Genomic DNA, 15556 nt, shown 5'->3' on the forward strand with positions numbered 1-15556 from the left:
CCTGCCCAGTCGGTCCGCGCCCAGTCGGTGCGCCGCGCAGTCGGGGGCCCCGGGCAGCGCCTCAGGTCAGAGCCAGCACGAACGAGGCCGACGCGGCGAGCGCGGCAGCGCCCCGGACGTGGTTCCACCTCACCCACTCGTCCAGGTACGTACGCCAGTACGCGGCGCTGCTCTCGGACTCCTCGTCACCGGCCAGCGCGGCGAGGGCCTCGTTGCGTGGAATGTTCGCCACGATCGTCACGCCGAACGAACCCGCGAGATGCAGGACGCAGCCGACCAGCAGCTCCACGGTGCCCTCGTCGGGCCACAGCACGAACGTGACGACGGCGATCACCGCGCACAGTACGGCCGCGCCGAGAAAGACCACCATGAAAGCCGGGTTCACCGCGGCGACGTTGAGGGAGTTCATCGCCGCGATCCCGCGCGCGGCGGGCAGCGCCCCGAGCCCGCGCATCACGAACGTGGAGAACGCGACGAACACGCCCGCGGTGACCCCGCACCACAGTGCCCCGAGCACGACGAGCACGAAATACGGTCCCTCGATCATCCCGATCCCCCCAGGGCCAGTCCGCTGCGTACGGGGATCATGCCGTAGAACTCCGGCCATGGCAGCGCTTTCTGCACGCTCCGCATCCGTCCTCCGCGCATCCGCCTCCGGGGTTCAGCCCGCCCGCCAGTCGTCCAGCACGGCCGCGACGGTCCCGGCCACCCGCAGCCGCGCCTCCTTCCAGGCCACCCCCTCCATCAGCAAGCGGTCGTACGGAGTGTCGACGTGGCGTACCGCGGCCCGGACCGCGGCGCTCACCGCGCCCTGTGACAGCGCCCGCCCCGCCGCGCTGCGCCCCACCCGACCACTGCCCCGCAGCCCGGCGTGCCCGGCGATGGCCGCCGCCCGGTGCGGCGGGCACCCGGGGAACAGCCGCCGGATCTCCGCCGCGAACGCCACCAGGAACCGCACGTCCTGCGCCGCACGCCGCGCCGCGTCCCGCTCCCGCCGCCCGGCCCGCGCCTCGGCGTCCGCGAGACAGCGTGCCTCGGCCCGCGCGAGCGCCGCCTCCTCGACGAGCACGCCCTGCCGCTCGTACCGCCCGCGCCGCCGGTGGAAGCGCACCACGACCGCCGACAGCGCGCTCTCCTCCCGGGACCGCCGGGTCAGCGCCGTGTCGCCGCGCGGCAGATACACCAGATGCCCCAGGCCGACGCAGTCCAGGCAGTGCGGCTGCCCGTCCGACATGACCAGCAGGGTGAGCGGCCCCGTACGACAGGCCGCGCACCGCCTGCGCTTCACCGGCTGGAAGACGAGGGGGCCACGCACCGCGAGGGGGGAGGGGGACGGCGACATCGCGCTGCTCATACGAACGTCATGCCCGCCGCGGCGCCCGCGCCACCGCCCGGCATCATGGATCGCGTGCGACTCGAAGCGATCACCTGGGAACGGCTCGGCGACGCCCTCGCCGAGCGCCTGCTCGACCTGAAGCCGGCCGACGGCGGAGCCTGGCCGAAGGTCGCGTTCGACGGCGCCCCGGCTGCCCGCCCCGGAGACCTCGCGGCCCGCGTCGCCGAAGCCCTGCGCGTGCGCGGCCGCACCTCCGTGGTCATCGGCACGGAAGGCTTCCTGCGCCCGGCCTCCCTGCGCTACGAGTTCGGGCACGAGGACGAGGAGTCGTACTACAGCGGCTGGTTCGACACGGGAGCGATGTGGCGTGAGGTGTTCGGCCCCCTCGAACCGGACGGCACGGGCCGGGTCCTGCCCGATCTGTGGGACCCCGCGACCGACCGCGCCACCCGCACGCCCTACGTCCGACTCCCGCCCGGCGGAGCCTTGTTGCTGCACGGACCCTTTCTGCTGAACCACTGGTTCCCGTTCGACCTGACCGTCCACGTGGGACTGACCCCGGGAGCGCTGCGGCGGCGTACGCCCGAAGCCGACCGGTGGACGCTGCCCGCCTTCGCCCGCTACGACGCCGAGACGGGCCCGGGGGCCCAGGCCGACGTGCTCGTCCGCGCGGACGATCCGCGGCATCCCGCCTGGTCACGACGGTGACAGGGCCGCGGGCCGGTCAGAGCCAGCCGTTCCGCTTGAACCCCCGGTAGACGCCGACACAGATCACGGCGATGACGGACAGCATGATCGGATACCCGAAACGCCAGTGCAGTTCGGGCATGTGGTCGAAGTTCATGCCGTAGATCCCGCAGCCCATCGTCGGCACGGCGACGATCGCGGCCCACGCCGTGATCTTGCGCATGTCCTCGTTCTGCGCGACCGTCACCTGCGCGAGATGGGCCTGCAGGATCGAGTTCAGCAGCTCGTCGAAGGCCGCTATCTGCTCGACCGCCCGCATCAAGTGGTCCGAGACGTCACGGAAGTACGCCTGTATCTCGGGCGGCACGGCGGGGAACGAACGCCTGCCGAGCTCCAGTACCGGACGGGCCAGCGGTGCCACCGCCCGCTTCAGCTCCAGGAGTTCCCGCTTGAGCTGGTAGATCCGGCCCGGGTCCGCCCGCGCGCCGTTCTGCGCGAACACGGCCGCCTCGACATCGTCGATGTCCGACTGAACCTCGTCGATCACCGTCAGATAGTCGTCGACCACACCGTCCGCGATCGCGTGCAGCACCGCGGCAGGACCCTTGGCGAGCTGCTCCGGATCGGCCTCCAGGGTCTCCCGCAGCGGGCCGAGCGAGCCGTGCGACCCGTGCCGCACCGTGATCACGAAGTCCCGTCCGACGAACACCATGATCTCGCCGGTGTCGACGACCTCGCTGGTCGCGGTGAGCTCCGTGTGCTCGACGTAACAGACCGTCTTCAGGACCGCGAACAGCGTCTGCCCGTACCGCTCGATCTTCGGCCGCTGATGCGCGTGGACCGCGTCCTCCACCGCCAGCGGATGCAGGTCGAAGAGCTCGGCGACGTCCGCGATCTCCAGCGCGGAGGGCTCGTGCAGACCGAGCCAGACGAACCCGTCGTCCGACTTGCGCACCGCGCGCACCGCCTCGACGAGATCGCGGCCGCCCGTCTCGCGCACGCCCTCGCGATACGTCACGCAGTTCACCACCGCGGAGCCGAGCGGGGAGCGCGCCGGGTGACTCAGATCGACCCGCGGCCGCCGCCGCGCAAGCCGCGCGACCTTCCGCAGCCCGCCCACCCCGCGCAGGCCGCCGACCTTCCGCAGGTTGCCCGCCATCGACATGCTCGGCTCCTCGTGCCCGTTCCCGTACGTGGTCGTACCTGGCCGCCGCCCTGCCACGAGGGTGACTCGGCCAGCCAGTCTGCCAGCGACCACCGACAACGCGGCAGGCCCGGTGCAGGCGCCAAGCAGGGCAAATGAGCGGTATCGGGCAAGGGGGCTGGGATGATCGGCCCATGATGCGATCCGGTGGCCACGCCTACCTTCTCGACAATCAGCAGCCCGAGGCGGGGCGGCGTTTCGACGCCTTCTCGACCCTTTTCGATCCCACGACGTTCCGGCACATCGAGCGGTTCGGCATCGGCTCCGGCTGGCGTTGCTGGGAAGTCGGCGCCGGCGGCACCTCGGTGGTGTCCTGGCTGGCGCGGAAGGTCGGCCCGACCGGCCGGGTCCTCGCCACCGACATCGACACGTCCTGGCAGACCACGGCGCCGCGCAGCCCCGTCGAGGTGCGCCGGCACGACGTCGGCGCCGACGAGCCGCCCGCCGAGGGCTTCGACCTCGTGCACGCCCGGCTCGTCCTGGTCCATGTCCCGGACCGGGAGCGGGCGTTGGAGTCCATGATCCGCTCCCTGCGCCCCGGCGGCCGCCTCCTCCTGGAGGACGCCGACCCCGCCCTGCAGCCGCTGCTCTGCCCCGACGAGCACGGCCCCGAGCAACAACTTGCCAACCGCCTGCGCCACGGCTTCCGCGCCCTGCTCGCGGAGCGCGGCGCCGACCTGTCGTACGGCCGCAAACTCCCCCGCCTGCTTCGCGAGGCAGGCCTGCGTCAGGTCGAGGCGGACGCGTACTTCCCCCTGACGTCCCCCGCCTGCACGGCCCTGGAGACCGCGACGGTCGAGCAGATCCGCGCCTCCCTGATCGAGGCGGACCTGGCCACGGACGAAGAAATCGACCGGCACCTGGCCAACGTGGCGACGGGCACGATGGACCTGGCGACGGCCCCGCTGATCTCGGCGTGGGGGAGGAAGGGGTAGGGGCCCCGCCGCTCCCGCGAAAAGTGGGTGCAACGCGCCTGGCTCCTGCGAGAAGTGGGTGCCACGCGCGCGTGGCACCCACTTCCCCGGTCGCCTCCTACGGCCCCTACGGCCCCTACGGCCTTACACGGGTCGCACCCCGCTGAGGGACCCGTGCGGATCGATGACGTACTTCCTGCTCGCACCCTGGTCGAACTCGGCGTAGCCGCGCGGCGCTTCGTCCAGTCCGATGACCGTCGCGTTGACGGCCTTGGCGATGTGCACGCGCTCGTGCAGGATCGCCATCATCAGACCCCGGTGGTACTTCATGACGGGGCACTGCCCGGTCGTGAGCCGGTGACTCTTCGCCCAGCCGAGCCCGAGCCGCACCTTCAGCGTCCCGGTGCGCGCGTCCTGGTCCACACCGCCCGGGTCGTCGGTGACGTACAGGCCGGGGATGCCGAGCGCGCCGCCGGCCGCGGTGAGGCCCATCAGCGAGTTGAGGACGGTCGCGGGCGCCTCGGTGGAGTCCGGGCCGTGCGCCCGCGCCTCGAAGCCGACCGCGTCGACAGCCGCGTCCACCTCGGGCACACCGAGGATCTCGGCGACCTGGTCCTCGACGGCGCCCCGCGTCAGGTCGACCGTCTCGCAGCCGAAGCTGCGTGCCTGCGCGAGCCGTTCGGAGTTCAGGTCGCCGACGATCACCACGGCCGCGCCGAGGAGCTGCGCGGAGGCGGCCGCCGCGAGCCCGACGGGCCCGGCCCCGGCGACGTACACCGTCGAGCCGACCTCGGTGCCCGCGGTCACCGCGCCGTGGAAGCCGGTCGGGAAGATGTCCGACAGCATCGTCAGATCGAGCAGCTTCTCGCGCGCCTGCTCCGGGTCGGGGAAGCGCAGCGCGTTGAAGTCCGCATACGGAATCATGACGAACTCGGCCTGCCCGCCGACCCAGCCGCCCATGTCGACATAGCCGTACGCCGCCCCGGGGCGCCCGGGGTTGACGTTGAGGCAGATGCCGGTCTTGCGCTCCTTGCAGTTGCGGCACCGCCCGCAGGCGATGTTGAACGGCACCGAGACGATGTCCCCGACGTCCAGGAACTCGACGTCGGGACCCTTCTCGACGATCTCGCCGGTGATCTCGTGGCCGAGGACCAGGCCCTCGGGCGCGGTGGTGCGGCCACGCACCATGTGCTGGTCGCTGCCGCAGATGTTGGTGGCCAGCACCTTGAGGATGACGCCGTGCCGGCACGTCCGGCCGACGTTCGCGGACGCCACCCCCGGGCCGTCCTTCAGTTCGAGCGTCGGGTGGTCGATGGTCCTGACCTCCACCGCACCCGGCTTGAGATACGCGACTGCCCTGTTCCCGCTCATGTCCTGATCGCCGTCCCTTCGGCTCCGTGACTCGTCGTACGGCGGATGTTCCGGCTGTGCGCACGGCGGAGTCTGCTACCGAAACGGCGCTCTGAGGAGCCCTGGCGGACAAGTTGCCGGAGAAGGGAGGGGTGCGGCCGGTTGCTGGAGAAGGAGCGCCGCGGTCGGCGAGGGGAGACCGCGCCGAAGCGGGCGCGGCGCGAGGCTCAGCGGCGGAGCCGACCGCGGTCGAGGAGGGCGACACCGAGCGCCGCCAGGCCGATCTGGATCACCCACTCGACCCAGTCCACGCCCTTGGTGTCGGCGACGTCGAAGCCCGCGGCTATCGCGGAGCCGAGCAGGGCCGCCACGATGCCGACGGCGACCGTCGCCAGGATGCCGATGCGCTGCCGGCCGGGCAGCGCCAGACGGCCGAGCACACCGATGACGATGCCGATCACGATGGCGCTGAGAATGCCGGAGATCTCCATGCCGGCCTCCCGGGAAATGTCGCCAAGTCGCTTTACAAGTCCAGTCGCTCGACGGCCCGTCCAGTCACGGCCGCGCACACGCTACGAGCCGTCCAGTGAGAGGAGAGGCGCAGGTCAACTAGCGTGACCGCCCATGACCACGAACGACCGGCTCACCGCCACGCCCACCCCGTCCACCGCTTCCTTCGCCGTCCGTGTCCCGGACGTGGAACTGGAGCCGGAACCGCTCGACCCGGCCCAGATCGTCTCCGGCACCCCGGTCGTCACCGGCGCGGTGCTGTGGGAGTCGGCCGACGGCAAGCAGCTGCGCGGTATCTGGCAGATCACGCCCGGCGTCGTCACCGACACCGAGGCGAACGAGATGTTCGTGGTCGTCAGCGGCCGCGCCACCGTCGAGGTCGAGGGCGGCGCCGTCCTGGAACTCGGCCCCGGCACGGCTGCCGTGCTCCGCGAGGGCGACCGCACGACGTGGACGATCCACGAGACGCTGCGCAAGGCCTACGCCATCACGCTGCCCTGAGAGCCTGTGCTTCGCACGGACGACGGGGGTTCACAGACAGGCTCTGAGCCCTCAAGGCGACCGATGGGCCCCCGGCCCGGCCGCGCTCAGAACAGCGGCTCGGGCAGCACCCCCTCCAGCGCGAGCAACTTCCGCTTCGTCTCGAGCCCGCCACCGAACCCCCCGATCCCCCCGTCGCGCTCCACCACCCGATGGCACGGCACCACGACCGGCAACGGATTGGCCCCCATCGCCGCACCCACGGCCTGCGCGGCCCCGGGCTGTCCGACGCGGCGGGCCAGCTCCCCGTACCCCACGACGGCCCCGTACGGCACCCCGGCCGCAAGCTCGCGCAGCACCTCCCGGTTGAACCCGGCGATCAGCGACCAGTCGAGCGGCAGCTCGAAGTCGCGGCGCCGCCCGGCGAAGTACTCGCTCAGCTGACGCGCCGCCTCGACGAGCAGCGGCGCGTCCGGCGCCTCGACCGGCTCCGCCCCGAACCGGGAGCCGAGCCGGCCGAGCATGGCGTCCCGCACCGCATCGGTGGCGTGGAAGGCCACGCTCACCAGCCCCTCGTCCGTCGCGGCGAGCAGCAGCGGCCCGATGCCGCTGCCCACGACGGCCCACACGACCCGCCGCGACGCGCCGGGTGCGCTCTCGTCCTACCCAGTGGCCCTCTGCCCAGTGGCGTTCATGCCGACCACGGTACGGGCGGGCACTGACAACGCCCCGGCGCCCGGAACCGGTCAGTCGTCGAGGGCCTCACGCACCACGTCCGGGTTGTTGGTGATGATCCCGTCGACGCCGAATCCGGCCACCCGCCGCGTGGCCGCCTCGTCGTTGACCGTCCAGGTGTAGACCTCGAGCGGTTTGCCGTGCGGGCCCTTGAGCGCGTGCACCGCGTTCACGTAGTCCGCGGAGATCGTCGAGTTGCTCGGGTTGATCTGGTCGGCGAACTTCGCGTACGCGGGCAGCTCGGCGACGGCGGGCGTGCCGAGGAACCCGGTCTTGATGTCCGGGCGCCGCTCGTGCACGGTCCGCACGCTGTCCGCACTGAAGCTCTGGATGACCAGCCGGTGCTTGATGCGCCCGTTCTTCAGCCAGCCGTCCTTGCGGAGCTGGCGCAGGATCTGGTCCTCGATCCCCGGGTACAGCTCGGGCGACTTGATCTCCATGAGCAGCTTCTGATGGTTGTCCGCCACCTGCTCCAGGTACTGGTGCAGGGTCGGGATCCGCGCGCCGGTGAACTCGGCGCCCTTCCAGCTGCCCGCGTCGAGCCTGGCGATCTCCGCGGCGGTGAAGTCCCCCACATTCCACGGGGCGCGGCCGGGGAAGACCTCTTCGGCGTTCGTGGTGCGCGCCAGGGTCGTGTCGTGGATCACGACGAGCGCGCCGTCCTTGGTGCGCTGCACGTCGTTCTCGACCCAGGTGAAGCCCAGGTCGTCGGCCTCGTCGACGGCTTCCAGGGTGTTCTCGGGGGCGTAGGCGGACGCTCCGCGGTGAGCGACGACCACGGTTCTGTGGTGCCCGGTGGTGGCTTGTGCGGCGGTGGGCAGGACCAGGACGCCGATGATGGCGGAGCCGGTCACGGAGGCCAGTGCGACTGCGGTGCGTGCGTACACGTCTGCTCCTCGTGCGTCGTGAGATCACGTACAGGCACGAGACTGACAGCCGATGGTCAACGGAACACAGGCGAAGGATGGTCAGAGGTTGAACGGAGTTGTCCAACTGCGACCTACCCCGCGTTCGGCGGCGGAGTTCTTTGCCGGAAAATCGTTCGGACGTTCCTGTGTGCGCTTTAATCTCAGCCTCAACCGCCGCCAAGCCCGTGGCCGTTGACAGAGGAACGAGCAGGACATACCGGGCAACAAGTCAGGCGGAAGGGCTGCGGCGCATGCAAGGGACGGTCGACGGCTTCAGTTATGGACTGGTTACGCCAGTGGTGGCGTACTTCATGGCCTGCCTCGGAGGCGCTCTCGGCCTGCGGTGCACCACAAGGTCGCTGCTCGTGGCCAACACGTGGCGGGCGGGCTGGCTCGCGCTCGGCTCCGCGGCGATCGGCTCGGGCATCTGGACGATGCACTTCATCGCCATGATGGGCTTCAGCGTCGAGGGCATGCCGATCCACTACGACAAGGCGCTGACGTTCGCGAGCCTCGGCATCGCCATCGTGATGGTCGGCGTGGGCGTCTTCATCGTCGGCTACAAGGGGGCGACCGGTCCCGCCCTGTTCACGGGAGGCACGATCACCGGCCTGGGCGTCGCGTCGATGCACTACCTGGGAATGGCCGGAATGCGGCTTCACGGGACGATCGAGTACAACACCTTCCTTGTAGGCGCCTCTGTGGTGGTCGCCATGGTGGCCGCCACCGCCGCACTGTGGGCGGCCGTCCAGGTCCGCGGCATCCTGTGGAGCCTCGGTGCGAGTCTGATCATGGGGCTCGCCGTCTCCGGGATGCACTACATGGGGATGGCGGCCGTCAGCGTCGAGACGCACGGCGCCACCACCGGCTCCCCCGGAGGGGACTCGGCTGCCGCGATACTCGCCCCGATGATGATCGGCCCCCTGTGCTTCCTGCTCCTGGCCGGCGTGGTCGTCATGTTCGACCCGCTGATGGTCATGGGCCGCCCCGATCGGCGGGACGCCCAGGAGGCGGCGGCCCTGGACGGCGGCCACCCTGTGGCACGGCCCCACCGGGCCCCCGACCGGCAGGCGCCACGCACGCCGCAGCGCTGGTGACCGGGCGGCCCTGAGCGGTCGATCGCACCCGGTTGTCAGTGGGGGGTCGTACGGTTGATTCCATGCGGCCCGTATCCAAGATCGAACGCACGGTGGCGCCCTTCGAGGTCGTCAGTCCGTACCAGCCCAGCGGTGACCAGCCCGCGGCCATCGCCGAGCTGGAGAAGCGCGTACGCGCAGGTGAGAAGGACGTCGTCCTGCTCGGCGCGACCGGCACCGGCAAGTCCGCCACCACGGCGTGGATGATCGAGAAGCTCCAGCGCCCCACGCTGGTGATGGCACCGAACAAGACGCTGGCCGCCCAGCTGGCCAATGAGTTCCGCGAGCTGCTGCCGAACAACGCGGTCGAGTACTTCGTCTCGTACTACGACTACTACCAGCCCGAGGCGTACGTCCCGCAGTCGGACACATACATCGAGAAGGACTCCTCGATCAACGAGGAGGTGGAGCGCCTGCGCCACTCCGCGACGAACTCACTGCTGACCCGCCGCGACGTCGTCGTGGTCGCCTCCGTCTCCTGCATCTACGGCCTGGGTACGCCGCAGGAGTACGTCGACCGCATGGTCCCCCTGAAGGTCGGCGCCGAGTTCGACCGGGACGAGCTCCTGCGCCGCTTCGTCGACATCCAGTACACGCGCAACGACGTGGCCTTCCAGCGCGGCACCTTCCGGGTGCGCGGCGACACCATCGAGATCTTCCCCGTCTACGAAGAGCTCGCGGTCCGCATCGAGATGTTCGGCGACGAGATCGAGCGGCTCTCCACGCTGCACCCGCTCACCGGCGAGGTCATCAGCGACGACGAGTCGCTGTACATCTTCCCCGCCTCGCACTACGTGGCGGGCCCCGAGCGCCTGGAGCGCGCGGTGAACGACATCGAGAAGGAGCTGGCCGAGCGCCTGACCACCCTGGAGAAGCAGGGCAAGATGCTGGAGGCCCAGCGCCTGCGCATGCGCACCACGTACGACATCGAGATGCTCCGCCAGATCGGCTCCTGCTCCGGCGTGGAGAACTACTCGATGCACTTCGACGGCCGCGAGCCCGGCTCCCCGCCGAACACGCTGCTCGACTACTTCCCGGACGACTTCCTCCTGGTCATCGACGAGTCGCACGTCACCGTGCCGCAGATCGGCGCCATGTACGAGGGCGACGCCTCCCGTAAGCGCACACTCGTCGACCACGGCTTCCGGCTGCCGTCCGCGCTCGACAACCGCCCCCTGAAGTGGGAAGAGTTCCAGGAGCGCATCGGCCAGACCGTCTACCTGTCGGCGACACCCGGGAACTACGAGCTCTCGCGCGGGGACGGCTTCGTCGAGCAGATCATCCGCCCCACCGGCCTCATCGACCCGGAGGTCGTCGTCAAGCCCACCGAGGGGCAGATCGACGACCTGGTGCACGAGATCCGTACGCGCACCGAGAAGGACGAGCGCGTCCTGGTCACCACGCTCACCAAGAAGATGGCCGAGGACCTCACGGACTACTTCCTGGAGCTCGGCATCCACGTGCGCTATCTGCACAGCGACGTCGACACCCTGCGCCGCGTCGAGCTGCTGCGCGAGCTGCGCGCGGGCGAGTACGACGTCCTGGTCGGCATCAACCTGCTGCGTGAGGGACTCGACCTGCCCGAGGTCTCCCTGGTGGCGATCCTCGACGCCGACAAGGAGGGCTTCCTGCGCTCCGGCACGTCGCTGATCCAGACCATCGGCCGTGCGGCTCGTAACGTGTCGGGGCAGGTCCACATGTACGCCGACAGGATCACCCCGTCGATGGAGAAGGCCATCGACGAGACCAATCGCCGCCGCGAGAAGCAGGTCGCGTACAACGAGGCGAACGGCATCGACCCGCAGCCCCTCCGTAAGAAGATCAACGACATCGTGGCGTCCATCGCGCGCGAGGACGTCGACACGGAGGAACTGCTCGGCAGCGGCTACCGCAAGGGCGGCAAGGACGGAAAGGGTGCCAAGGCCCCCGTCCCCTCGCTCGGCAAGGCGGACACCGGCGCGAAGAAGCGCGGCAAGGCGGAGCAGACCGTCCCCACCGACCGCCCCGCGGCCGAACTCTCCGCGCAGATCGAGGAGTTGACCGAGCGGATGCGGACCGCCGCGGCGGGCCTGCAGTTCGAGATCGCGGCCCGGCTGCGCGACGAGGTGTCCGAAATGAAGAAGGAGCTGCGCCAGATGAAGGAGGCAGGCATCGCCTGACCTGCCACCTGACCTGCCGTGACGGGCGGGGTGCGAGCGGTGTGTTGCAAGACCGCCACAAAACCCCGCCCGCGGTGGCAGCGTTGTCGGTGCCGCCCTCTAGGGTTTGGACCAGCCGCGCGCAAGCCGCGGTAACAGGGGACAGTTCGAGAGGGGACAGCACGTGACGGCCGATTCCGCCGGTTCCGCCAATTTTTCGAAGGGCCCCGGCATCAGCTTGACCAAGGGTCAGGCCATCAGTCTGGAGAAGCAGGGCGGAGGCACCCTCACCGCCGTGCGTATGGGCCTCGGCTGGCAGGCCGCCCCACGGCGCGGCCTGTTCGGTACCCGTACGCGCGAGATCGACCTCGACGCGTCCGCGGTCCTCTTCGCCGACAAGCAGCCCGTGGACGTGGTCTTCTTCCGCCACCTCGTCAGCGACGACGGCTCGGTGCGGCACACCGGTGACAACCTGGTCGGCGGTGTCGGCCAGGGCGGAGACGACGAGGCGATCCTCGTCGACCTCGCGCGCGTCCCGGTGCACATCGACCAGATCGTCTTCACGGTCAACTCCTTCACGGGACAGACCTTCCAGGAAGTGCAGAACGCGTTCTGTCGCCTGGTCGACGAGACGACCGGCCAGGAGCTCGCGCGCTACACGCTCGACGGCGGCGGCCAGTACACGGCGCAGATCATGGCGAAGGTGCACCGGGACGGCGCGGGCTGGAAGATGACGGCCCTGGGCGCTGCGGCCAACGGCCGGACCTTCCAGGACCTGATGCCCGCGATCCTGCCCGGCCTGTAGCGGGGCCGTGATGGCCCCCGAACTGGTGAGGGGCCAGAATCACCCCCTCGCCCGGACCCGTCTGGAGATCCGGGTGTCGGCCGGCCGGCCGGTCGTCGCGGGCGCCACGCTCGCCGACGACCGGGGCACCGTCCGCGGCCCCGAGCGCGTCGCACACCCCGGCGCGCCCGCGCTGCCCGGCCTCGAAGTCCCGCGCCAGGCCGCGGCCGACCACCGCCTCGCCGTCGATCTGGACGCGATGCCGCAGGACGTGCACCGCGTCACCGTGCTGCTCGCCCTGCCCGTCGGCGGCGGCGGGCCCACCCGGTTCGGCGCGGTGGCGGCCCCGTTCCTCGCGGTCACCGGCCTCGACGGCACCGAAGAGGCCAGCTACACCATCACCGACCTCGACACGGAGTCGGCCGTCACCGCCCTCGAGCTGTACCGCAGAGGAGACGCCTGGAAGGTCCGTGCCATCGGCCAGGGGTACGCCGACGGGCTCGCCGCACTCTTCGCCGACCAGGGCCTGTCCGACGCGCCCGCGCTGGCCGGCGCCATCCACGACGCCGTCGCCCAGGGCCTCGCTCGCACGGTGGCGCCCCCGCCGCGACCGGCCGACGAGGCCCAGGTCCGCGCGGCGGCCACGACCGTGCACGCCTCGGGCGCCCTGCCGCCGCCTGCCGTGTCGACCGCACCCGGCGGCGGCTCCGACGACCCGATCGACTACACGCACCCGGGCCGCCAGGCGTCCCCGCCTCCCGGCACGGCGCGTCCCGCCGAGCCGGCCCGGCCCGCGGCCCCGGTAGCGGGTGACGCGACCGGCTGGAGCATGGACGAGCGGCTGTACAACCAGGTGTGGGGCATGTTCGAGGACCTGGCCCGCACGGCGGCCGCGTACCGCAGTGCCGTCGACTTCGCCGACTCCCGCATGGAGCAGGAGCTCGATCAGGTGCTCTCCGACCCGCGCAGCCGCATCAGCGGCCAGGCGGACGCCGCGCGCGAGGCCGCCGGAGCCAAGCGCAGTGCCCTGGTCGACCGGGCACGAGAGGCACTGGACCGGGACCTGGCCCAGCTCGTCGCCGAGTCCGAGGTCGTCGAACCGGCGCTCCCGGCGGCGTACGCGGGCTGGGACAACCCGTGCTGGCACGCCTACCGCAGCCCCATGGAGCTCCCCATGGCCGTCCGGCTGGGCGACCTGCGGCTGCCCGAGAGCGAGAGCGCCGGCCTGGACATCCCGATGCTCGTACGGCTGCCGCTGGAGCGCGGCCTGTGGATCGACGCGGGGGCCGGTGACGTCGACGCGCTCCCGGACGCCGACGAACTGCGGGCGCGGGCGGCGCACACCGCGGTCGTGCTCGCGGCGCGGCTGCTCGCGGCCTATCCGGCGGGCGAGTTCAGCGTGCATGTCGTCGACCCGGGGGGCACGGCGGCGGGCGCGCTCGCCCCGCTCGTCGACGCCGGGGTGCTCGCCGGTCCCGTGGCCCGGGGCGCGGCGGGCGTCACCGACACGCTGACCCGGCTCACCGAGCGGGTCGACCTCGTCCAGATGGCGGTCAGGAACGGTGTGGCCGACTCTCTGCCGGATGATCTGGACGTCGCCGAGCAGCTGCTGATCGTGCACGACTTCCCGCACGGGTTCGACGACCGCGCCATCACCCGGCTGCGCTATCTCGCCGACGAGGGCCCGCCGGTCGGAGTGCACCTGATGCTGGTGGCCGACCGGGAGGACGCCGCCGGGTTCGGGCCGCTCCTCGACCCCCTGTGGCGGGCGTTGCTGCGTCTGACGCCGATGCCCGACGACCACCTGGCCGACCCGTGGGTGGGCCACGCGTGGACGTACGACCCGCCGATGATCCCGCCCGGCAGCGCGGTCCTGCATCAGGTGCTGGCGGAAGTGTCAAGGGCCAGGCGGGAGAGAGGCCTCTGACCTACCCGGACCCCATACACGCCCCTGAACTGCGCACTTGAGGCAACCTTTACCTAACCCTTTACCTTTCATGGGTCATTCGGGTACTCTTCTTGACGCGGAGGGGAGTACTCCCATACGCGGCGTTCCCGTCAATACGGACGACCGGCCCGATGGCCGTCGATCCCGGGGCGCCGGCCCGGGGCGCGGCAGGCGCCCGGGTGGAAGAGACCTCCGGCAGCGACGACGCTGATCAGTAGCCGTACGACGCCGGAGGCGCAGTGGACGTATCGATGACCCTGTGGGCACTGACCATTCTTGGTCTGTGTGCCCTGATCGCGGTCGACTTCTTCATCGGGCGAAAGCCCCACGACGTATCCATCAAGGAAGCCGGGATCTGGACCGTCGTCTGGATCGCGCTCGCCGCGCTCTTCGGCGTCGGCGTGACGATCTGGGGCAGCAGCCAGGCCGGCGGCGAGTTCTTCGCGGGCTTCATCACCGAGAAGTCGCTCAGTGTCGACAACCTCTTCGTCTTCATCCTGATCATGGCGAAGTTCTCGGTGCCCACCCAGCTCCAGCAGCGCGTGCTGCTGTTCGGCGTACTCATCGCCCTGGTGCTGCGGGCGATCTTCATCGCGGCGGGCGCCGCGGTGATCGCCAACTTCTCCTGGGTCTTCTACATCTTCGGCGCGTTCCTCATCTACACCGCCTGGAAGCTCGTCAAGGAGGCGATGGCGGACGACGAGGAGGAGGACTTCGAGGAGAACCGTGTCCTGAAGTCCATCGAGAAGAAGTTCGGCGTCGCCGACCGGTACCACGGCACGAAGCTCTTCATCCGGGAGCACGGCAAGAAGATCATGACGCCGCTCCTGGTCGTCATGCTCGCCATCGGCATGACCGATGTGCTGTTCGCGATGGACTCGATCCCCGCGATCTTCGGCCTGACCCAGGACCCGTACATCGTCTTCACGGCCAACGCGTTCGCCCTGATGGGCCTGCGCCAGCTGTACTTCCTCATCGGTGGCCTGCTCAAGAAGCTGGTCCACCTCAGCTACGGCCTGTCGGTGATCCTCGGATTCATCGGCGTGAAGCTGGTCCTGCACGCGCTGCACGAGAACGGTGTGCACGTGCCGGAGATCTCCATCCCGGTCTCGCTCGCCGTGATCTGCGGCGTCCTGATCATCACGACGATCACCAGCCTCATCGCCTCCAAGAAGCAGGCCGAGCGGGAAGCGGCCGAAGCGGCTCGCAAGGACAGCATCGAGGCCTAAGGACAGCATCGAGGCCTGACGGCATCGGCGTAGGAAATACCACCACCGGGGGGGGGGGGGGGGGGGGGGGGGGGGGGGGGGCCCCGGCGGGGGGGGGGGGGGGGGGGGGGGGGGGGGGGGTGTTGGGTACGAAAAACACACATGACGCCCCCCCCCACCGCTGGTGGCCGACCCCGAAACCCACCAAAACCGTCAAA

The 15556-nt window shown here is 70.7% G+C and carries 15 protein-coding genes; 8 read left to right on the forward strand and 7 right to left on the reverse strand.

Annotated features, from left to right (window positions below):
- Positions 1-61: 61 nt before the first annotated feature.
- Both ACIREE_RS16690 and ACIREE_RS16695 read right to left on the reverse strand, forming a co-directional pair.
- A complete protein-coding gene (locus ACIREE_RS16690) occupies positions 62-547 on the reverse strand; it encodes a DUF1772 domain-containing protein (RefSeq protein ID WP_404151825.1) in 486 nt (161 codons plus the stop codon).
- Between the two features lie 114 nt (positions 548-661).
- Positions 662-1354 (reverse strand): DUF2293 domain-containing protein, encoded by a 693-nt coding sequence (locus tag ACIREE_RS16695; RefSeq protein ID WP_404151828.1) that lies wholly within the window; start codon positions 1352-1354, stop codon positions 662-664.
- A 45-nt stretch (positions 1355-1399) separates the two neighbouring features.
- Here ACIREE_RS16695 and ACIREE_RS16700 point away from each other — a divergent pair, with 45 nt between their 5' ends.
- Positions 1400-2044: a uridine kinase gene (locus ACIREE_RS16700; RefSeq protein WP_404151831.1), complete on the forward strand. Its 645-nt coding sequence runs from the start codon at positions 1400-1402 to the stop codon at positions 2042-2044.
- 16 nt (positions 2045-2060) lie between these two features.
- On the opposite strand, the gene ACIREE_RS16705 is transcribed toward ACIREE_RS16700, so the two are convergent.
- Positions 2061-3188, reverse strand: a complete 1128-nt coding sequence (locus ACIREE_RS16705) for a magnesium and cobalt transport protein CorA (RefSeq protein WP_404151833.1) — start codon at positions 3186-3188, stop codon at positions 2061-2063.
- Positions 3189-3361: 173 nt separating this feature from the next.
- Here ACIREE_RS16705 and ACIREE_RS16710 point away from each other — a divergent pair, with 173 nt between their 5' ends.
- Positions 3362-4162, forward strand: coding sequence for a methyltransferase domain-containing protein (locus ACIREE_RS16710; protein WP_404151835.1), 801 nt, complete (start codon positions 3362-3364; stop codon positions 4160-4162).
- A gap of 123 nt (positions 4163-4285) precedes the next feature.
- Here the strand turns inward: ACIREE_RS16710 and fdhA are convergent, their stop codons facing one another.
- Both fdhA and ACIREE_RS16720 read right to left on the reverse strand, forming a co-directional pair.
- Positions 4286-5512: a formaldehyde dehydrogenase, glutathione-independent gene (gene fdhA / locus ACIREE_RS16715; protein WP_404151837.1), complete on the reverse strand. Its 1227-nt coding sequence runs from the start codon at positions 5510-5512 to the stop codon at positions 4286-4288.
- A gap of 206 nt (positions 5513-5718) precedes the next feature.
- Positions 5719-5982, reverse strand: a complete 264-nt coding sequence (locus tag ACIREE_RS16720; RefSeq protein WP_404151840.1) for a GlsB/YeaQ/YmgE family stress response membrane protein — start codon at positions 5980-5982, stop codon at positions 5719-5721.
- Between the two features lie 133 nt (positions 5983-6115).
- On the opposite strand from ACIREE_RS16720, the gene ACIREE_RS16725 reads away from it, so the two are divergent.
- The gene (locus ACIREE_RS16725) at positions 6116-6502 is read left to right on the forward strand and encodes a cupin domain-containing protein (RefSeq protein WP_404151843.1); all 387 of its coding nucleotides are present in this window, start codon (positions 6116-6118) and stop codon (positions 6500-6502) included.
- A gap of 86 nt (positions 6503-6588) precedes the next feature.
- Here ACIREE_RS16725 and ACIREE_RS16730 read toward each other — a convergent pair whose 3' ends face one another.
- Both ACIREE_RS16730 and ACIREE_RS16735 read right to left on the reverse strand, forming a co-directional pair.
- Positions 6589-7110 (reverse strand): methylated-DNA--[protein]-cysteine S-methyltransferase, encoded by a 522-nt coding sequence (locus ACIREE_RS16730; protein WP_404151846.1) that lies wholly within the window; start codon positions 7108-7110, stop codon positions 6589-6591.
- A 117-nt stretch (positions 7111-7227) separates the two neighbouring features.
- The gene (locus ACIREE_RS16735) at positions 7228-8103 is read right to left on the reverse strand and encodes a glycerophosphodiester phosphodiesterase (protein WP_404151849.1); all 876 of its coding nucleotides are present in this window, start codon (positions 8101-8103) and stop codon (positions 7228-7230) included.
- Between the two features lie 272 nt (positions 8104-8375).
- Here ACIREE_RS16735 and ACIREE_RS16740 point away from each other — a divergent pair, with 272 nt between their 5' ends.
- The 5 genes from ACIREE_RS16740 to ACIREE_RS16760 all read left to right on the forward strand — a co-directional run bounded on the left by ACIREE_RS16740 (position 8376) and on the right by ACIREE_RS16760 (position 15359).
- Positions 8376-9221: an MHYT domain-containing protein gene (locus ACIREE_RS16740; protein WP_404151852.1), complete on the forward strand. Its 846-nt coding sequence runs from the start codon at positions 8376-8378 to the stop codon at positions 9219-9221.
- A gap of 62 nt (positions 9222-9283) precedes the next feature.
- A complete protein-coding gene (uvrB, locus tag ACIREE_RS16745; RefSeq protein ID WP_404151854.1) occupies positions 9284-11419 on the forward strand; it encodes an excinuclease ABC subunit UvrB in 2136 nt (711 codons plus the stop codon).
- A 217-nt stretch (positions 11420-11636) separates the two neighbouring features.
- Positions 11637-12203, forward strand: coding sequence for a TerD family protein (locus tag ACIREE_RS16750; RefSeq protein WP_363194063.1), 567 nt, complete (start codon positions 11637-11639; stop codon positions 12201-12203).
- Between the two features lie 10 nt (positions 12204-12213).
- The gene (locus tag ACIREE_RS16755; protein ID WP_404151857.1) at positions 12214-14109 is read left to right on the forward strand and encodes a TerD family protein; all 1896 of its coding nucleotides are present in this window, start codon (positions 12214-12216) and stop codon (positions 14107-14109) included.
- A 260-nt stretch (positions 14110-14369) separates the two neighbouring features.
- Complete coding sequence (locus ACIREE_RS16760; protein WP_404151860.1) at positions 14370-15359, forward strand: TerC family protein; 990 nt, start codon at positions 14370-14372, stop codon at positions 15357-15359.
- Positions 15360-15556: the final 197 nt, after the last annotated feature.

The sequence above is a fragment of the Streptomyces sp. NPDC102467 genome (assembly GCF_044765445.1).
GTDB lineage: Bacteria > Actinomycetota > Actinomycetes > Streptomycetales > Streptomycetaceae > Streptomyces.

Excerpts from the sequence above, each read along its gene's own strand:
- ACIREE_RS16690 (WP_404151825.1), bottom strand. The coding sequence starts at position 547 with ATGATCGAGGGACCGTATTTCGTGCTCGTCGTGCTCGGGGCACTGTGG.
- ACIREE_RS16695 (WP_404151828.1), bottom strand. The coding sequence starts at position 1,354 with ATGAGCAGCGCGATGTCGCCGTCCCCCTCCCCCCTCGCGGTGCGTGGC.
- ACIREE_RS16700 (WP_404151831.1), top strand. The coding sequence starts at position 1,400 with ATGGATCGCGTGCGACTCGAAGCGATCACCTGGGAACGGCTCGGCGAC.
- ACIREE_RS16705 (WP_404151833.1), bottom strand. The coding sequence starts at position 3,188 with ATGTCGATGGCGGGCAACCTGCGGAAGGTCGGCGGCCTGCGCGGGGTG.
- ACIREE_RS16710 (WP_404151835.1), top strand. The coding sequence starts at position 3,362 with ATGATGCGATCCGGTGGCCACGCCTACCTTCTCGACAATCAGCAGCCC.
- fdhA (WP_404151837.1), bottom strand. The coding sequence starts at position 5,512 with ATGAGCGGGAACAGGGCAGTCGCGTATCTCAAGCCGGGTGCGGTGGAG.
- ACIREE_RS16720 (WP_404151840.1), bottom strand. The coding sequence starts at position 5,982 with ATGGAGATCTCCGGCATTCTCAGCGCCATCGTGATCGGCATCGTCATC.
- ACIREE_RS16725 (WP_404151843.1), top strand. The coding sequence starts at position 6,116 with ATGACCACGAACGACCGGCTCACCGCCACGCCCACCCCGTCCACCGCT.
- ACIREE_RS16740 (WP_404151852.1), top strand. The coding sequence starts at position 8,376 with ATGCAAGGGACGGTCGACGGCTTCAGTTATGGACTGGTTACGCCAGTG.
- uvrB (WP_404151854.1), top strand. The coding sequence starts at position 9,284 with ATGCGGCCCGTATCCAAGATCGAACGCACGGTGGCGCCCTTCGAGGTC.
- ACIREE_RS16755 (WP_404151857.1), top strand. The coding sequence starts at position 12,214 with ATGGCCCCCGAACTGGTGAGGGGCCAGAATCACCCCCTCGCCCGGACC.